The sequence below is a fragment of the Amycolatopsis acididurans genome (genome assembly GCF_012328925.1).
Classification (GTDB): domain Bacteria; phylum Actinomycetota; class Actinomycetes; order Mycobacteriales; family Pseudonocardiaceae; genus Amycolatopsis_E; species Amycolatopsis_E acididurans.
On record NZ_JAAXLS010000001.1, the window covers coordinates 96,251 to 112,844 of the forward strand.

A 16,594-nucleotide genomic window follows, 5' to 3' on the forward strand; every position below is an offset into this window, starting at 1 on the left:
TTTTTCTTACTCAGGTGTCCTGGCGATAGCGCGCGAGTTTGTCCGGGTCGATCTCGGCGCCGATCCCGGCACCGGGACGGATGGCCAGCTCGCCGTCGCGGATCTCCAGTGGTTCGGTGAGCAGGTCGTCGCTCATGTCGAGGAAGTTCGACAGCTCCCCGGCCCTGCGCGCGGTGAGCTGATACGACGATCCGAACGCGACAGTGCACAGTGTCCCGAGCTGGCCGTCGATCTGGTTGCCCATCACGACTTCCAGCCCGAGGCCCTCGGCGAGGTGGTGCACCCGCTGCGAGTGGGTGAAACCGCTGCGGGCGACCTTGATGCTGATCGCGGTGGCCGACCCGCCGAGGATCTCGCGGGTCACGTCGGCCGGGGTCACGGCGGACTCGTCGGCGATGAAGGGCACGTCGAGCTGGGACACCAGCCAGCGGCGGCCCAGCACGTCGTCGGCGGGGCACAGCTCCTCGGCGAAGAGCAGGCCCAGATCCGACATCTCCTTCATCGCCGCGGCCGATTCCGACGCGGTCCAGCCGCGGTTGCCGTCGACGTAGAGCTCGACCTGCGGGCCGAGGTTCTCGCGCAGCGCCCGCACCACCGCGGTGTCCAGGCCGACCGGGCGGCGGCCGACCTTGACCTTGAACGTGGTGATGCCGTGCCGCTCGCGCACGCGCTGTGCCTCGGCGACCATCGCGGCCGGCTCGTCGAAGCCGAGCATGTGCGATACGCGCATGCGGTCGGTGTAGCCGCCCAGCAGTTCGGTCACCGCCACGTCGAGCGTGCGGCCCAGCGCGTCCCACACGGCCATGTCGAGTGCGGACTTCGCGGCCGGGTTGCCGACGGTGCGGGCCAGGCGCGCGACCATGGTTTCCCGCTCCAGCAGGGACAGGCTGACCACCTGTGGCGCGAAGATCTGCTCGATCACGGTGACGATGCCCGCCTGCGTCTCGCCGTAGGTGAACGGGCGAGGGGGTGCCTCCGCGATCCCGACGACACCGTCGTCGGTGTGCACCCGCACCAGCACGTGCTCGGCGACGTGGACCTCGCCGGAGGCGAACTTGAGCGGTTTGCGGTAGGGGATGGCGAACGGGATCGCCTCCACCCGGGTGATTTTCATCGGCTGACCTCGGCAGTCGTGGTGAGCGCGGTCTCGAGCACGTCGAGCACCGATCGGACGAGCGGGGATTCGTTGTCGCTTTTCCAGGCGAGCGCGAGTTCGACGGCACCGGCGTCGGCCAGATCGCGGAACACCACACCGGCCAGCGGCAGCGCGCGAGCCGAGGCCGGGATCACGGCGATGCCGAGCCCACCCGCGACCAGCGCCAGCAGCACGGCGGTGCCCGCCGCCTCGTGCTCACGGTGCGGGCTGAACCCGGCGGCCTGGCAGCTGCGCATGACGGCGTCGTTGACCACGGAGTCCTTGGTCGCGTAGACGATGAAGTCCTCGGCGCGCAGGTCCGCCATCGACACCACGGGCTCGACCGCGAGCCGGTGATCGGCGGGCACGGCCAGGATCAGCGGCTCGGCCTCCAGCGCGCGCAGCTCGATACCGTCGCCGCGCACCGGCGGCCGCAGCACGCCGAGGTCGAGACTGCCCGCGCGCAGGCCGTCGCACTGGTCCGGGGTGAGCAGGTCGGCGTGCACCTCGAGGGCCACGCCGGGCAGCCTGCGCTTGACCGTGCGGGCGATCTCGGGCAGATGGGAGAACGCGGCGGTGCCGGTGAAGCCGACCCGGACGAGGCCGAGCCTGCCGCCCGCGATCCGCCGCACCCCGCGCACGCTGCCCTCCACCGCGCCGAGCACGCGCTGGGCCTCCTCGAGGAAGAACTCGCCCGCCGGTGTCAGGCTGACCTGACGGGTGGTGCGGGTGAACAGCGGTGCCCCCAGTTCGGCTTCCAGCTGGCGGATGGCCTGGGAGAGCGCGGGCTGCGCCATGTGCAGCCGCTCGGCGGCGCGGCCGAAATGGCAGGTGTCAGCCACGGCGACGAAATAGCGCAGGTGACGCAGTTCCATCTCCGGACCTCCTTCCACTTCGGCGTGCCTCGCGGTGCGATTGATTCACGGTAGGTACGGATATTGAGTCAGCACAAGGACTCGTTTCCGTTGGATTGATAGGTGGCACGTATCAATTACACCCTGGGTCAGGACTAGGCATTCGCCTCGGGTGGCGCGCGCCACGTCCTGTCATGGTCGAACGAACATCCGATCAGAGCCGATCGTGGAGGGCTCCATGACTGAGACCTTGGACCACCTGTCCGCCGTTCTGGCGGACGCCCTCGTTGAGGACCGCGAGGCCGGTGTCTACCGCGCGAACCGCAGGATCTTCACCGACGAGGAGATCTTCGAGCTCGAGATGAAGCACATCTTCGAGGGGAACTGGATTTACCTCGCGCACGAATCGCAGCTGCCCAACCCCGGCGACTACTTCACTACCTACATCGGCCGCCAGCCCGTGGTCATCACGCGCGATGCGAAGGGCGAGCTGCACTGCCTGATCAACGCCTGCGCCCACCGCGGCGCGATGATCTGCCGCCGCAAGGCGGACAACCGGCCGACACTGACCTGCCCGTTCCACGGGTGGACCTTCCGCAACGACGGCAAGCTGCTCAAGGTCAAGGACCCCGAGGGCGCGGGCTATCCGGAGTCGTTCGACAGGGACGGCTCGCACGACCTGACCAGGGTCGCGCGGTTCGACTCCTACCGCGGCTTCCTGTTCGGCAGCCTCAACGCCGACGTGCTGCCGCTGGCCGAGCACCTCGGTGACACCACGAAGATCATCGACATGCTCGTGGACCAGTCGCCGGACGGGCTGGAGGTGCTGCGCGGCGCATCGACCTACACCTACGACGGAAACTGGAAGGTGCAGGCCGAGAACGGCGCCGACGGCTACCACGTCACGGCGACGCACTGGAACTACGCCGCCACCACGGCGCGGCGCGGCACCGGAGCGTCCAAGAACGACACCAAGACCCTCGACGCGGGCAGCTGGGGCAAGTCCGGTGGCGGCTACTGGTCGTTCCCGCAGGGGCACCTGTGCCTGTGGACGTGGGCGGGCAACCCACAGGACCGTCCACTGTGGAACCGCATGGAGGAGCTGAAGAAGGAGTTCGGCGACGCCAAGGGCGAGTTCATGGTGCGCGGCTCGCGCAACCTCTGCCTGTACCCCAACGTGTACCTGATGGACCAGTTCTCCACGCAGATCCGGCATTTCCGCCCGATCGCGCCGGACAAGACCGAGGTCACCATCTACTGCATCGCGCCGAAGGGGGAGAGCGCCGACGCCCGCGCGTGGCGGATCCGGCAGTACGAGGACTTCTTCAACGCCTCCGGTATGGCCACCCCCGACGACCTGGAGGAGTTCCGCTCCTGTCAGCTGACCTTCCGGGCGCAGGCCGCGCCGTGGAACGACATGAGCCGCGGCGCCGAGCATTGGCTGGGCGGTCCCGACGAGGTCGCGGAGACGCTCGACCTCAAGGACGTCGTCTCCTCCGGGGTCAAGAACGAGGACGAGGGCCTTTATCCGGTGCAGCACGGTTTCTGGCTGCGCACGATGCGCGCGGCGCTGGAGGAGGAAGCACGATGACCATCCCGGCCGAGAAGACCGTCACCCAGACCGACATCGAGCAGTTCCTCTACCGCGAGGCGCGCTACCTCGACGACCGCGAGTTCGAGAAGTGGCTCGACTGCTACGCCGACGACGTCGTCTACTGGATGCCCTCGTGGGGCGACGACGATCAGCTCACCGAGAACCCGCAGACCGACATCTCGCTGATCTACTACCCGAACAAGGGCGGGCTGGAGGACCGGGTGTTCCGCATCCGCACGGAGCGTTCCAGCGCCACGTCGCTGCCGGAACCGCGCACCAGCCACAACATCAGCAACGTCGAGGTCATCGAGCGGCGCGGCGATCTGGTGGACGTGCGGTTCAACTGGCACACCATGTACTTCCGGTACAAGACCGTCGACCCCTACTACGGCACCTCGTTCTACACGATCGACTTCTCCGGCGAGTCCCCGTTGATCCGCCGCAAGACGATCATCTTGAAGAACGACTACATCCACCACGTCGTCGACGTCTACCACTTCTGAAATTTTGTCCCGAGTGGTTTGCGTAGCGGTGCGGGTGGCGGTGCAAGATGCCGTCCTCACAGCAAGCGGCTCTGCCGCTTCAATGAGCTTCGCCCAGCCAGGAGTCACTATGAGCTACCAGGTCGCGCTGTCCTTTGAGGACGGTGTCACGCGCTTCATCGAGTGCGCGCCGGATCAGACCGTCGCCGACGCCTCCTACCGGCAGCGCATCAACATCCCGCTCGACTGCCGGGACGGGGCGTGCGGCACGTGCAAGGCGTTCTGCGAGTCCGGCGACTACGACGGCGGCACCTACATCGAGGACGCGCTCACCGCCGCGGAGGCCGGCGAGGGCTACGTGCTGCCCTGCAGTATGAAACCGCGCTCCGATCTGGTGCTGCGCATCGCGAGCACCTCGGCGGTCGCCAAGACCGAGGCCGCCGCCTACACCGGCACACTGACCGGGCTCGACCGCCTGTCGCCGACCACCTTCGCGCTCACCGTGGAGATCCCGGACCGCGACAAGCTCGCGTTCCTGCCCGGCCAGTACGTCAACATCACCGTGCCCGGCACCGGCGAGGCCCGCTCGTACTCCTTCAGCAACGCGCCCGACGACAAGAGCCTCACCTTCCTGGTGAAGCTCACCCCGGGTGGCGTCATGTCGGACTACCTCACCGGCCGCGCCTCGGTCGGAGACGAGATCACCTTCGCCGGCCCCAACGGCAGCTTCTTCCTGCGCGAGACCGGCCGCCCGGTGCTGCTGCTGGCCGGCGGCACCGGGCTGGCGCCGATCCTGTCGATCCTGCGCACGATGCGCGCGCAGGGCTCCCGGCGCCCCGCTCACCTGGTCTACGGGGTGAGCACCGACGACGACCTGGTCGAACTGGACACCATCGCCGATCTCGCCGCCGGCATCGAGGGCCTGACCTGGGACTACTGTGTCTCCGACCCGGCCAGCCCCGTGCCCAACAAGGGCTACGTGATGAGCCTGATCCGCGACGAGCACCTCTATGGCGGCGACGTCGCGGTGTACCTGTGCGGCCCGCCGCCCATGGTCGAGGCCGTGCGCAAGGACTTCGCCGGACGGGGTGTCGAGCCGACCGGCTTCTACTACGAGAAGTTCGCGCTCTCCGGCACCGCCCCCAAGGCGCCCGCCCGGCCGGAACCGGAGCCGGTCGCCGACACGCCCGCCGAGCCCGCGGCCCCCGCCGAGCCCGAGCCGTCCATCGTGGACGGTGCGGGGGAGGGCCGTGGCGTCACCGGCCAGAACCTGTTCCCCGCCACCGAACTGGCTCCGCTGGGCGCCGCAACCGCGCGTTCCGGAGGGGACGAGGCCGCGACCGCGCGGTTGATCGCCGGTCAGGCGATCTGGCCCGAGGGCGGCGGCACGGGCACGCTCGACGCCGGGGAGCCGTTGCGCCCGGCCGCCGAAGCCCGCTGCGTCGGCGGCCAGGAGATGCTGCCCGCCGCGGATCTCACCCCGCTCGTGGCGCCGAGCGGCGGCTACGAGATCGGCGAGGAGCATCCGTCGGTGCACGAGTCCGACGCGGTCTTCGAGGCGCGCCAGGCACTGGAACTGGGCGCCGTGGAGATCACCATCGGCAGGCTGAGCTCCCGGCAGCTGGCCGGGTACCGGCTGCTCGCCGAGGCCACCGTGCCCTATGTGGACGGTGACCGTTTCGTCGACGCCGCCGCCTACACCGAGGCCAACGCCGCCTTCCACGACTACCTGTTCACCCTCACCGGCAACGAGCACCTGCTGCAGGCCTACCGCGCGCTCGGCGTGAAGGCGCACATGGAGGACGTGCTGCGCGACGCGACGTGGTGCCACCCGCGCTGCACGCAGGACCACCTGGACATCGTGTCCGCGTTCGAGGCCGGTGACCGGCAGGCGGCCCGGCGGCTGATCGCCGAGCACGCGGGGCGGTCGAAGATCACAACCCGGCGCGCGATGGGGGCGGGGCGGCGGCCGAGGTTCGTCAGCCCCGGCCGGTTCGACGGCAAGGTCGTCGTGGTGACCGGAGCCGCACAGGGCATCGGCGAGCACACCGCACGCCGGATCAGCGCCGAAGGCGGCACGCTCGTGCTCGCCGACCGCTCCGATCTCGTCGCGGGCGTGGCGCGCGATCTCGACAACGAGGCGCTGCCGGTCGTCGCGGACCTGGAGACGTGGGAGGGCGCGCAGGCCGTCGTCGAGCAGGCGCTGGCCCGCTACGGCCGGATCGACGTGCTGATCAACAACGTCGGCGGGGCGATCTGGTTCAAGCCGTTCACCGAGTTCACCGGTGCCGAGATCGGGGCGGAGATCAACCGCTCGCTGATGACGACGCTACTGTCCTGTCGCGCGGTGCTGCCCTCGATGGTCGAGCACGGGCATGGCGTGATCGTGAACGTGTCGTCGGCGGCGACGCGCGGCATCCACCGCATCCCGTATTCGGCGGCCAAGGGCGGCATTAACGCGATCACCGCGTCGCTCGCGTTCGAGTACGCCGACGCCGGGATCCGGGTGGTCGCGACAGCCCCTGGCGGCACCGAGGCGCCGCCGCGGCGCGTCTCGCGGGGCGGGTCGGCGCTGGAGACCGCGCGCGAACAGGCCTGGTACCAGGCGCACATCGACCAGACGGTGGCCTCCTCGCTGATGAAGCGTTACGGCACGCTCGACGAGCAGGCGGCGGCGATCGCGTTCCTGGCCTCCGACGAGGCGTCCTACATCACCGGCACGGTGCTGCCGGTGGCGGGCGGCGACCTCGGCTGAAGAGGGGGTTACCGTGATCAGGTGACCGGCCCGACGCTGACCGCCCGCGACGACGCGCTCGCGGCACTGGAGCGCGACCTTGGCCGCCCCGGTCCCGGGTTCGCGCTGGTCAGTGGCCCCGAAGGCGTCGGAAAGACGGCGCTGGCCGAGGCCGTCGCCGCGCGTCACGACGGGCCGGTGCTACGGGCGGTGGCCGCGCCGTGGGAGACCGGGCGGGCGCACGGCGTGCTCTGCCAGCTCCTGCCCGGGCTCGATCCGGAGCCGGCCTGCCTCGCCGACCACGTGGCACGCTCCGGGAAACCGGTGCTGGCCATTGTGGACGATGCACAGTGGACGGACCAGGAATCGGTGCGGGTACTGGCCTCCACGGTCCGGCACCATCCCGGCGTCGCCCTGCGCGTGCTGGCCACGGCCCGCACCGGGGATCCCCGGGTGCCCGCCGGGGCGGTGGACCTGCTGCACCGGTGCGCGACCACCCGGATCGCGCTGCACCCGTTCACCGCGCCCGAGGTGGGGGAGCTGGCCGCCGCCTGCGGCGTGCTGCTGCATCCGTCGATGGCCGAACGGCTGTGGCGGCACACCGGCGGCATCGCGCGGCACGTCGTGGAGTTGCTCGCCGAGGTGCCCAAGGCGACGTGGGCACGCTTCGACCCCGATCTGCCCGCTCCCGCCGCGGTCGCCGCACGGGTGGGTACCGCGCTGGAGGGCTGCGGTCCGGCCGCGCGACGGCTCGCCGGTGCCGCCGCCGTGCTCGGTCCCGGCACCGCGGTGCGGGATGTGGCGTTGCTGGCCGGGGTCGAGGACGGGCTGCTCGACGTCCTGGACGAGGCCGCCGGTGCGGGACTGGTCGTGCTGGGCCCGCACGGCCTCACCGAGATCGGGCCCGCCGATCCGATGGTGCGGGCCGCCGTGCTCGCCGCGATGGGACCGGCCGCCGCCGCGGCCCTGCACCGCGAGGCGGCGGAGCTGATCGAGGACCCGGTGCGCCGCACGCGCCTGCTGGTCGCCGCCTCACCCGTCCCGGACCAGGCCGTGGCCGACCGGCTGGACGAACTGGCCACCGAACGCGCGGCGGAGGGGGCGTGGGCGGTCGCCGCGTCGCTGCTCACCGACGCCAGCAGGCTCACCGAGGACCGGCTCAGCCGCGAAAGCAGGCTGACCCGCGCGGTGGACGCGCTGATCGGCGCGGGGGACGCGTTCGCCGCCGCGGCCCTGATTCCCGAGGTGGAGAGCCTGCGGGAGACGCCGCTGCGCAACGCCGTGCTCGGTTATCTCGCGATCGTGCGGGGCCGCGCGACCGAGGCGGAGACCCGTCTCGCGCGCGCCTGGGATCTGGTCAACGCCGGCCGCGAACCCGATGTGGCGGCGCTGATCGCGCAGCGGTACGTGCTGCACGCGCTGTCCCGCTGCCACGCCGGTGAGCTGCTGGAATGGGCCGACCGTGCGCTGTCGCTGACGGAGGCGAACGCCCCGGCCGCCGTGGAAGCGGCGGCGATCCGCGGGCTCGGGCTCGCGTCCGAGGGGCGCGCGGCCGAGGCCGCCGCCGGGTACGCGGAACTGTCCGAACGGGTGCGGCACGGCGCGCAGGTGCAGCGGGTGATGATGGCCCGCGGCTGGCTGAACCTGATGGTGGACGCGGTCGACGACGCCCGGGCCGATCTCGGGGGTTCGGTGCCCACCACCGTCCACGGTGGATCGGCCCGGATTTCCTTGTGGGCCAGCGCGTGGCTGGCCAGGGCACAGTTCCTCAGCGGCGAATGGGACGACGCGGTGCGCACCGTCCGCGAGGCCACGGTGCTGCTCGACCGGACCGGGATCGTGCTGGCGGGACCGCTGCTGCAGTGGACGGCCGTGGCCGTGCACGCCTTGCGCGACGAGCCGGAGCCGGCCGCCGAAGCGATGCGGCGCGCCGATGCCGGGCCGCAGGACTACGAGATCATGCGCGTGCCCGCGCACCTGGCGCGGGCGCATCTGGCCGAGGCGCGGGCCGATTCCGCCGGAGTGGTGCGCGCGCTGCGCCCGCTGACCCAGTCGTGGGCCAGCGGTGTCGCCGATTCGAGCCTGTGGCCGTGGGGCGACATGTACGCGCACGCGCTGGTGCTGGAAGGCCGCTACGCCGAGGCGGACGCCTTCCTCACCCAGCACGAGCGCGTGGCCGCCGGGCGGGACAGCGCGGCCGAACGCGCCCGGCTCGCCGCCGCCCGCGGCCGGCTGCTGGGCACCCAGGGCGAACTGGGCCGCGCCCGCGACCGGTTCGACGAATCCCTCGCACTGCTGGAAAATCTGCCGCTGCGCTACGACCAGGCGCGCGTCGGTTTCGCCTACGGGCAGATCCTGCGCCGGGCCGGGAAACGCCGCGAGGCGGATGCCGTGTTCACCACCGCGCGGGAAACCTTCGCCGCGCTGGGCGCCGTGACGTACGTGGCGCGCTGCGACCGCGAGCTGAAGGCGGGCGGCGTGCACGCCCCGCGCGCCGACCGCGGGATCGCGGAGCTGACCCCGCAGGAAGAAGCCGTGTCGGAACTCGTCGCGCGGGGACTGTCCAATCGCGAGGTCGCGGCGGAACTGTTCGTCTCGGCCAAAACGGTGCAGTATCACCTGACCCGGATCTACGCCAAGCTCGGGATCCGCTCGCGGGCGGAACTGGCCGCGCGCAAGGCGCGCTAGCCGTGCGTGCGATGCCGGTGTGGTCACCGGTCCAGTCCGGCAGGCGGCGCAGTGCCCACTGACCGGCACCGGCAAACCGGAGGTTCAGGCCCGCGGCGGACGCAGGCCGGTGAGCATCATCAGGGTGTCGGTCAGTTCCCCGACCGCGCGGGCCCTGGCGGTGCCGCGCAGGGGACCGCACCAGGCCGGTGCCTGCGCCATGGCCGCGTGCATGCACTGCAGCACCGTGTCGATGCTGGTGACGACGAACTCGCCGGTGCCGACGCCCTCCTCCAGCACCACGCGGAAGACCTCGTTGTGCCGCAGGCGCAGGCTCTTGATCCGCTCGCGCTGGGGCTCCGGCCACTTCGTCGGCACCAGGAACAGCCGCAGCGCCTCGGGATAGTCGCGCACGGCGATCGTCACGTGCTCGTGGATCAGCGTGCGCAGCCGCTGCGCCGGCGGGCCGCCGGTCTCGCTCGCCAGGCGTTCCAGCCGGTCGGTCCAGTCGTTGCCCAGCGTCTCGATCGCGGCCGTGACCAGCTCTTCCTTGCTGGCGAAGTAGTAGTACAGCGACCCCTTGGTGACGTCGAGCCGGTCCGCGACGTCCTCCAGGCTCACCGCGTCGTACCCGCGTTCGCCGAACAGTTCGGCCGCGGTGGTGAGGATCTTCTGGATACGCTGCCCCCGCTTGCGCTGCACCCGGCTGCTGGTGGCGGGGCTGTCCTGCTGCGTGCTCATCGACCGCAGCGTAACTGACCCATGAGTCAAAGTTCTACCCGAGTGCGTTCCTGTCACATTCGCCGCGCGGGCGGTGTCTTGATGCCGGACAAGCCCCGATGCGAGGAGGAGCGCATGGCTAGAGTCGGTGACGTGACCGCCGCGGACCCGTTCGTCGTGCATCGCAGCCTGCTGTTCACCGTCGCCTACGAGATGCTCGGCTCGGCCGCCGACGCCGAGGACGTGGTGCAGGAGGCCTGGCTGCGGTGGGACGGCGTCGAGCAGGACACCGTGCGCGACCCCCGCGCCTACCTGGTGCGGGTGGTGACCCGGCAGGCACTGAACAAACTGCGGGCGCAGGCCCGCAGGCGCGAGGACTACATCGGCGAGTGGCTGCCGGAACCGCTGCTGACCAGCCCCGACGTCGCCGAGGACGTCGAGCTGGCGGAAAGCGTGTCGTTCGCGATGCTGACCGTGCTGCAGACGCTGGGCCCGATCGAGCGCGCGGTGTTCGTACTGCGCGAGGTGTTCGACACGCCCTACGACGAGATCGCCGGGACGACCGGGAAGTCGGCCGCCGCGGTCCGGCAGATCGCGCACCGGGCCCGCGAGCACGTCGCCGCGCGCCGGCCCCGGGTCGCGGTGAGCCGGGCCGAGCAGGACGCCGTCGTGCGGCGGCTGCTGATCGCGTTGCGCGGCGGCGACATGCGGGGCCTGCTCGACCTGATGGCCCCGGACGTCGTCGTCGTGGCCGACGGCGGCGGTCTGGCGCAGGCGGCGCGGCGTCCGTTGCGTGGCGCGGAACTCGTGGCGAACCTGCTCGCGAAGTATGCCGAGCACGCCCCGGAGGGCTCGATCGAGACCGTCGCGTGGTTCAACGGCGAGCCCGCGATCCGCATCGACGTCGCGGGCCGGATCGACACCGCGGTGAGCGTCGTGGTGGAGGACGGCCTGATCACCCGGATCTACGCGGTGCGCAACCCGCACAAGCTCGGACGGCTCGGCGAGGCGGCGTCACTGAGCCGGTGAGACCGGTGGCGTGCCGTGCGTGTGGAAGGCTCGATGGTCTGCGGGCCCACCTCGTGGACGATGTCGTGCGTCAGGACCATCGATGCTGCTCGCTTCGGGGAAAAACGTTGCCCTCGAACAGTTTCCGGGCCGTGCGGACGACGCCCGCGCGACGAACGCGGGTGCCGTCGAGTTCGACCTCGACGTCGAGATGCCCGCTCGGATGCTCGATCGTGAGCCGGTTGCCGGACAGGTGTGCGGCCGCACCGGGATGAACGTGCGGGTGCGCAGCGTGCCCCCGGCCTTCGGTGGCGCCACGACCGTCGTTGTGGGAATCGAGGTCCCACTGACGTCGCCGAGCCCCATCAGCTTGCCCGCCCGCGACCGCAGGGACTGCACGCGCTCGGCGATCCCCGGCGCGGCAAGGTCCTCCGGTGACTCGTCGCCGGTGAGCCCGAGATCACCTGCCGCGACCACGACCACTGGCATACCGTTGTCGATGCAGGTCACCTCGACGCCGTCGAGCACGTCACGCACATGGCCGGTGGGCAGCAGACCGCCGCACACCGAACCCTCGGTGCCGGAGAAATCGAGCTGGATCCCAGCCGCCGTCCCGGGCACTCCGGCGATCGCGGTGTCGCCGTCGTAGCGCACGACGCCGCCCGGGGTGGGGAAGGTGGCGCGCGCGACGGAATCCGAGTTCACCTGGTGGATCCGCACCGACGTGTGCTCGCCGTCCGCGGGGACCAGGCCGCGCTCCACCGCGAACGGGCCGACCCCGGCCAGGATGTTGCCGCAGTTCTGCCGGCCGGAGACGATCGGCTCGTCGACACCCGGTTGCAGGAAAAGGTAGTCGACGTCAGCATCGTCCCTTGTGGACGGTGAGACGACGGCGACCTTGCTCGTGAGCGGATGCGCGCCGCCGATTCCGTCGATCTGCCTCGGATCGGGGGAGCCCATGACACGCAACAGCAACTCGTCACGTCGCCGGGCATCCACGGGCAGATCGCTCGCGAGGAAGTAGGCGCCCTTCGAGGTGCCGCCACGCATGAGCATGCACCGCAGACCGGTCATAGCCCGTATTCCTCGGCGGTGAGGTATTGGATGCCGAGTTGTGTGAGTTTGGGGCGGAGGTTGTAGTGGTCGAGTCCGAGTGTGCCGTTGCGGAAGGCTTGGCGGGTGGCTTGTTCTTTGTGGGCGCGTGTTTGGGCGGTGGTGAGGGCGGTGTGGGTGTGGTGGCGGGGGATGACCATGGCGCCGTCGTTGTCGGCGAGGATGGCGTCGCCGGGGTGGATGTGTTGTCCGGCGATGGTGATGGGGGTGTTGACGGAGCCGGGGGTGTTTTTGACGGTGCCTTGGGCGCTGATGGTGGGGGACCAGACGGGGAAGTTCATGGTGTGGAGTTGGGTGGTGTCGCGGATGCCGGTGGTGGTGATGAGTCCGCGGACGCCGCGGTGTTGGAGGGTGGTGGCGAGGAGTTCGCCGAAGGCGCCGTCGGTGTTGGGGGAGGTGGTGGTGACGACGAGGATGTCGCCGGGTTGGGTGTGTTCGATGGCGGCGTGGATCATGAGGTTGTCGCCGGGCCAGCACAGGACGGTGATGGCGGTGCCGGCGATGGGGGGTCCGGGGTAGAGGGGGCGTAGGTGGGGGCCGAGGTAGCCGGTGCGGCCGAGGGCTTCGTGGACGGTGGCGACGCCGTAGTCGGTGAGGGCGGTGACGGTGGCGAGGTTGGCGCGGGGTGGGTTGGTGATGATGAGGGGTGTCATGCGAGTTCTCCGGTGACTTGGGGGTAGAGCCGCATGTAGGCCTCGGCTTTGGTGGTGTGGGGTAGGGCGAGGTTGGGGCCGGCGTTGCGGGTGAGTTGGGTGCCGCGGCGGGTGGCGAGGTCGGTGTAGTAGTGCCACATGTGTTGTTGGGCGGGTAGGCAGTGCATGGCTTGGTGTTTGGTGTCGAAGACGTTGGTGATGTCGAGGAGCAGGTTGGGTGTGAAGTCGCATTGTTCGGGTTGGTGGGGTTCGAAGAAGAACACCGGGGGCGCGCCGAGTGGTTGGCCGGGGGCGTTGTAGCCGGGGGCTTGGGCGAGGATGCGGGCTTGTAGGGCCATGCGGGCGGCGGCGGGGTGGTCGTTGTTGTAGGGGTCGGTCAGCGGGTGGGTGAGCACGATGGTGGGGTTGAGGCGCCGGTAGATGTGCACGATGCGGTCGACGAGTTCGGGGGTTTCGAGCAGGGGGTAGTCGCCGGCGTCGAGGAATTCGATGTCGGCGCCCAGGACGTGGGCGGCGTTGCTGGCTTCGGTGCGGCGCAGGGTTTTGATCTCATCGAGGGTGTGGCCCTCGCGCCAGGCTTTGGCGGATTCGCCGCGTTCGCCGTAGGTCAGGCACACCACCGTGGCGGGCTCACCGCGGGCGGTGGCCAACGCGATCGCTCCCGCCGCACGCCACACGAAATCCCCCGCATGCGCCGACACCACCAACAACGACATCACACAACTCCCTTGCGATCCAACAAGTCTCTCCCAGAACCGTAAGTGACCGCCAACAAAATTGTCAACAATTTGGTTGACAGTCCTTCTCGTGTACGCCTCGTTCGACCGTCCAGTGCGGTATTCATCCGATCTGCGTGAGCCGTAACGCTGCGAAACCCGCCAAAAGTGGCGACCGGCCCGGTAAAGATCCGATGTATCCTGCCCGAAAGGGAAGGAGCACAGGATGGCGCAGATCGCCCTGCACACCGAGCTGAAGCCCGGAGCCGAGCCGGACTACGAGGCCGTGCACGAAACCATCCCGGCCGATGTCGCGGCCGCGCTCGCCGAGCACGGCGTCACGGACTGGCGGATCTGGCGGGACGGCACGCACCTGTTCCATCTCATCGAGGTCGAGGACTACCGCGCGATGCGGCACGCGCTGCGCGAGCACCCCGCGAATGTGGGCTGGCAGGCCACCGTCGGCCCGCTGCACGCCAAAGCCGATGATTACTCCGGCAATGACGACGGCATCCCGCTGCTGTGGAGCCTCGCCGCGCAACTGGGCCGGAAAGGGGGCTGAGCGCGATGTCGGTGACCGATGACGCGATCGAGGCCATCAAGCAGATGATCGTGGACGGCGAGCTCAAACCCGGCGATCGCCTGCCGAGGGAAGCCGATCTCGCCGAACGCCTTGGCCTGTCCCGGAATTCTCTGCGCGAGGCGGTGCGCGCCCTGTCGCTGATCCACGTGCTGGACGTCCGGCGCGGTGACGGCACCTACGTGACGAGCCTCGACCCGTCGGTGCTGATGGACGCGATGGGCTTCGTCGTGGACTTCCATCGCGACGACACCGTGCTGCAGTTCTTCGAGGCGCGGCGCGTCATCGAACCCGTCGTCACCGGCATGGCGGCCACCCGCATGCCACGCGAGGACATCGACGGACTGGCCACCCTCCTGGACTCGCTGGGCGATTCGCCGACCGCGGAGGAACTGGTGGCCAACGACCTGGAGTTCCACCGGCGCATCGCGGCCGGCGCGGGCAACCCGGTGCTGGCGTCGCTGGTGGAGAGCGTGTCCGGCCGCACCCAGCGGGCCAGGACGTGGCGCGGCATCACGCAGGAAGGCGTCACCGAACGCACCCTGTCGGAGCACCGGGCGATCCAGCAGGCACTGGCGCAACGCCAGACCGATGTCGCGATCGCGCTGGCCACCGTGCACATCGCGGGCGTCGAACAATGGATCAGGCAAACCCTGGTGGACCAACCGTGAAAACGCCGGTGCGGGTTGTTGCCGCGAGGGACCCCGTCACGGGGCCATGAGGGCGTCCCTCACGGCATCTCAGCCGCGCGGCCTCAACCGCAGGTCCTGCATACCGCCGTCGACGGCGATCCCCGTGCCGGAGGTCGAGGACGCCAGCGGGCTGGCCAGATACGCCACCGCGTGGGCGACCTCCTCCGCGGAGACGAGCCTGCCGTGCGGTTGCCGCGCCTCCAGCGCCGCCCGCTCGGCCGCCGGGTCGTCGGCCTTCTCCAGCAGCCTGCCGATCCACGGGGTGTCCGCGGTACCGGGGTTCACGCAGTTGACCCGGATACCCTCGGCGAGGTGGTCGGCCGCCATCGCCCTGGTCAGCGCGATCACCGAGCCCTTCGACGCGCTGTAGAGAGCCCGCTGCGGCAGGCCCGCCGTGCCGGCGATGGATCCGGTGTTCACGATCGCCGCCGCCCGCGACTTCCGCAGGTGCGGCAGCGCGGCCCTGGCCACGCGCACCATGCCGAGCAGGTTCACGTCGAGCACCCGCAGCCACTCGGCGTCGTCGTTGTCGGCGACCGTGCCCTGCGCGCCGATCCCGGCGTTGTTGACCACGATGTCGAGCCCGCCGAAATGATCCACGACGGTATCGATCGCGCGGCGCACCGAATCGTCGTCGGTGACGTCGGTGCGCACGCCGAGCAGATCCTCCTTCGGCTCGACCTCCCGCAGGTCCAGCGCCGCGACTCGCGCGCCCCGCTCCCGCAGCACGGCGACCACCGCGGCGCCGATCCCGGACGCGCCCCCGGTCACCGCCGCGACCAGACCCTCGAACTCAGCCATGCTTCACGAACTCCTGTCGTTGCCGCCCGAGCCCCTCGATCTCGATCTCCACCACGTCCCCGGGCTTGAGGTAGGGGTATTTGCCCGACAGCGCCACGCCCTGCGGGGTGCCGGTCATGATCACGTCCCCGGGTTCGAGCGCGAGGTACTGGCTCAGATGCCACACCAGGTGCTCGACCCCGAAGATCAGGTCGGCCGTGGACGAATCCTGCCGCGGCTCCCCGTTGACCCAGCTGCGCAACCGCAGATTTCCGTGATCGACCTCGTCCGGCGTGACCAGCCACGGGCCGAGCGGGTTGAACCCGGGCGCGCACTTGCCCTTGCTCCACTGCCCGCCGGAGTCGACCAGCTGGAACTGGCGCTCGGAAACGTCGTTGCCCACCACGAAACCCGCGACGTGGCTGAGGCTTTCGCCGGGTGAGCCGAGGTAGAGCGCGCGCTGGCCGATCACCACACCGAGCTCGACCTCCCAGTCGGTGCGCTCGCTGCCGGGCGGGATGGTGACCGGGTCGTCCGGGCCGCCGACGGTGTTCGGCGTCTTGAGGAACATGATCGGAACCTCGGGCGGGGCCGAACCGGATTCGGCTGCGTGCGCCGCGTAGTTCATCCCGATGCAGATGATCGCGCCGGGCCTGGCCACCGGTGAACCGGTCCGCAGCCCCGCCACGTCGCCGGCCTCGGGCAGCTCACCGGCGGCCAGTGCGGCCCGCACGGCGTCGATGCCCCCGGAGGCGAGGAACGCGCCGTCGATGTCGGCCGTCAGCCCGGCCAGGTCATATGTCTTGTCACCGTCGACGACGACGGGCCGCTCACTACCCGCGGCGCCCAGCCGGGCGAGCTTCACT

General features: G+C 70.4%; 15 protein-coding genes. 7 read left to right on the plus strand and 8 right to left on the minus strand.

The features are described from left to right. Window positions 1–10: 10 nt before the first annotated feature. Window positions 11–1,114 carry a mandelate racemase/muconate lactonizing enzyme family protein gene (locus HFP15_RS00465; protein WP_168510179.1) on the minus strand — a complete coding sequence of 368 codons (1,104 nt, stop codon included), beginning with the start codon at window positions 1,112–1,114 and terminating at the stop codon, window positions 11–13. Further along, window positions 1,111–2,010 (minus strand): LysR substrate-binding domain-containing protein, encoded by a 900-nt coding sequence (locus HFP15_RS00470; protein WP_168510182.1) that lies wholly within the window; start codon window positions 2,008–2,010, stop codon window positions 1,111–1,113. Before HFP15_RS00470 ends, HFP15_RS00465 begins: the two co-directional genes overlap by 4 nt. Before the next feature lie 217 nt (window positions 2,011–2,227). Here HFP15_RS00470 and benA point away from each other — a divergent pair, with 217 nt between their 5' ends. From benA to HFP15_RS00490, 4 genes are all read left to right on the plus strand, one after another. Next, window positions 2,228–3,580 carry a benzoate 1,2-dioxygenase large subunit gene (benA, locus tag HFP15_RS00475; protein ID WP_168510184.1) on the plus strand — a complete coding sequence of 451 codons (1,353 nt, stop codon included), beginning with the start codon at window positions 2,228–2,230 and terminating at the stop codon, window positions 3,578–3,580. Then, on the plus strand, window positions 3,577–4,086 hold the full coding sequence (benB, locus tag HFP15_RS00480) for a benzoate 1,2-dioxygenase small subunit (RefSeq protein ID WP_168510186.1): 510 nt from the start codon (window positions 3,577–3,579) through the stop codon (window positions 4,084–4,086). The genes benA and benB overlap by 4 nt, the downstream gene beginning before the upstream one ends. A gap of 109 nt (window positions 4,087–4,195) precedes the next feature. Further along, window positions 4,196–6,820, plus strand: a complete 2,625-nt coding sequence (gene benC, locus HFP15_RS00485; protein WP_168510188.1) for a benzoate 1,2-dioxygenase electron transfer component BenC — start codon at window positions 4,196–4,198, stop codon at window positions 6,818–6,820. Between the two features lie 21 nt (window positions 6,821–6,841). Continuing rightward, window positions 6,842–9,487 carry a LuxR family transcriptional regulator gene (locus HFP15_RS00490; protein WP_168510190.1) on the plus strand — a complete coding sequence of 882 codons (2,646 nt, stop codon included), beginning with the start codon at window positions 6,842–6,844 and terminating at the stop codon, window positions 9,485–9,487. An 84-nt stretch (window positions 9,488–9,571) separates the two neighbouring features. Here HFP15_RS00490 and HFP15_RS00495 read toward each other — a convergent pair whose 3' ends face one another. Continuing rightward, window positions 9,572–10,207 (minus strand): TetR/AcrR family transcriptional regulator, encoded by a 636-nt coding sequence (locus HFP15_RS00495; protein ID WP_168510192.1) that lies wholly within the window; start codon window positions 10,205–10,207, stop codon window positions 9,572–9,574. A gap of 114 nt (window positions 10,208–10,321) precedes the next feature. Between HFP15_RS00495 and HFP15_RS00500 the strand changes: the two genes are divergently transcribed. Next, entirely contained in the window at window positions 10,322–11,215 is an 894-nt protein-coding gene (locus HFP15_RS00500) for an RNA polymerase sigma-70 factor (RefSeq protein ID WP_210716583.1), read from the plus strand. Here HFP15_RS00500 and HFP15_RS00505 read toward each other — a convergent pair. Genes HFP15_RS00505 through HFP15_RS00515 form a run of 3 tightly spaced genes read right to left on the minus strand, consistent with a single transcriptional unit; the run spans window position 11,201 to window position 13,679 of the window. After that, window positions 11,201–12,268 (minus strand): PrpF domain-containing protein, encoded by a 1,068-nt coding sequence (locus HFP15_RS00505; protein ID WP_246271243.1) that lies wholly within the window; start codon window positions 12,266–12,268, stop codon window positions 11,201–11,203. The two genes, HFP15_RS00500 and HFP15_RS00505, sit on opposite strands and share 15 nt — an antisense overlap. Beyond that, a complete protein-coding gene (locus tag HFP15_RS00510; protein WP_168510196.1) occupies window positions 12,265–12,960 on the minus strand; it encodes a 4-carboxy-4-hydroxy-2-oxoadipate aldolase/oxaloacetate decarboxylase in 696 nt (231 codons plus the stop codon). Before HFP15_RS00510 ends, HFP15_RS00505 begins: the two co-directional genes overlap by 4 nt. Continuing rightward, on the minus strand, window positions 12,957–13,679 hold the full coding sequence (locus HFP15_RS00515) for a PIG-L deacetylase family protein (RefSeq protein WP_168510198.1): 723 nt from the start codon (window positions 13,677–13,679) through the stop codon (window positions 12,957–12,959). Before HFP15_RS00515 ends, HFP15_RS00510 begins: the two co-directional genes overlap by 4 nt. Before the next feature lie 223 nt (window positions 13,680–13,902). On the opposite strand from HFP15_RS00515, the gene HFP15_RS00520 reads away from it, so the two are divergent. Together HFP15_RS00520 and HFP15_RS00525 are read left to right on the plus strand one after the other, a co-directional pair. Beyond that, a complete protein-coding gene (locus HFP15_RS00520; RefSeq protein ID WP_168510200.1) occupies window positions 13,903–14,238 on the plus strand; it encodes an L-rhamnose mutarotase in 336 nt (111 codons plus the stop codon). A 5-nt stretch (window positions 14,239–14,243) separates the two neighbouring features. Continuing rightward, window positions 14,244–14,927 carry a FadR/GntR family transcriptional regulator gene (locus HFP15_RS00525; RefSeq protein ID WP_168510202.1) on the plus strand — a complete coding sequence of 228 codons (684 nt, stop codon included), beginning with the start codon at window positions 14,244–14,246 and terminating at the stop codon, window positions 14,925–14,927. A 69-nt stretch (window positions 14,928–14,996) separates the two neighbouring features. On the opposite strand, the gene HFP15_RS00530 is transcribed toward HFP15_RS00525, so the two are convergent. Both HFP15_RS00530 and HFP15_RS00535 read right to left on the minus strand, forming a co-directional pair. Further along, window positions 14,997–15,749, minus strand: coding sequence for an SDR family NAD(P)-dependent oxidoreductase (locus HFP15_RS00530; RefSeq protein WP_168510204.1), 753 nt, complete (start codon window positions 15,747–15,749; stop codon window positions 14,997–14,999). After that, window positions 15,742–16,593: a fumarylacetoacetate hydrolase family protein gene (locus tag HFP15_RS00535; protein WP_168510206.1), complete on the minus strand. Its 852-nt coding sequence runs from the start codon at window positions 16,591–16,593 to the stop codon at window positions 15,742–15,744. The genes HFP15_RS00530 and HFP15_RS00535 overlap by 8 nt, the downstream gene beginning before the upstream one ends. Window position 16,594: the final 1 nt, after the last annotated feature.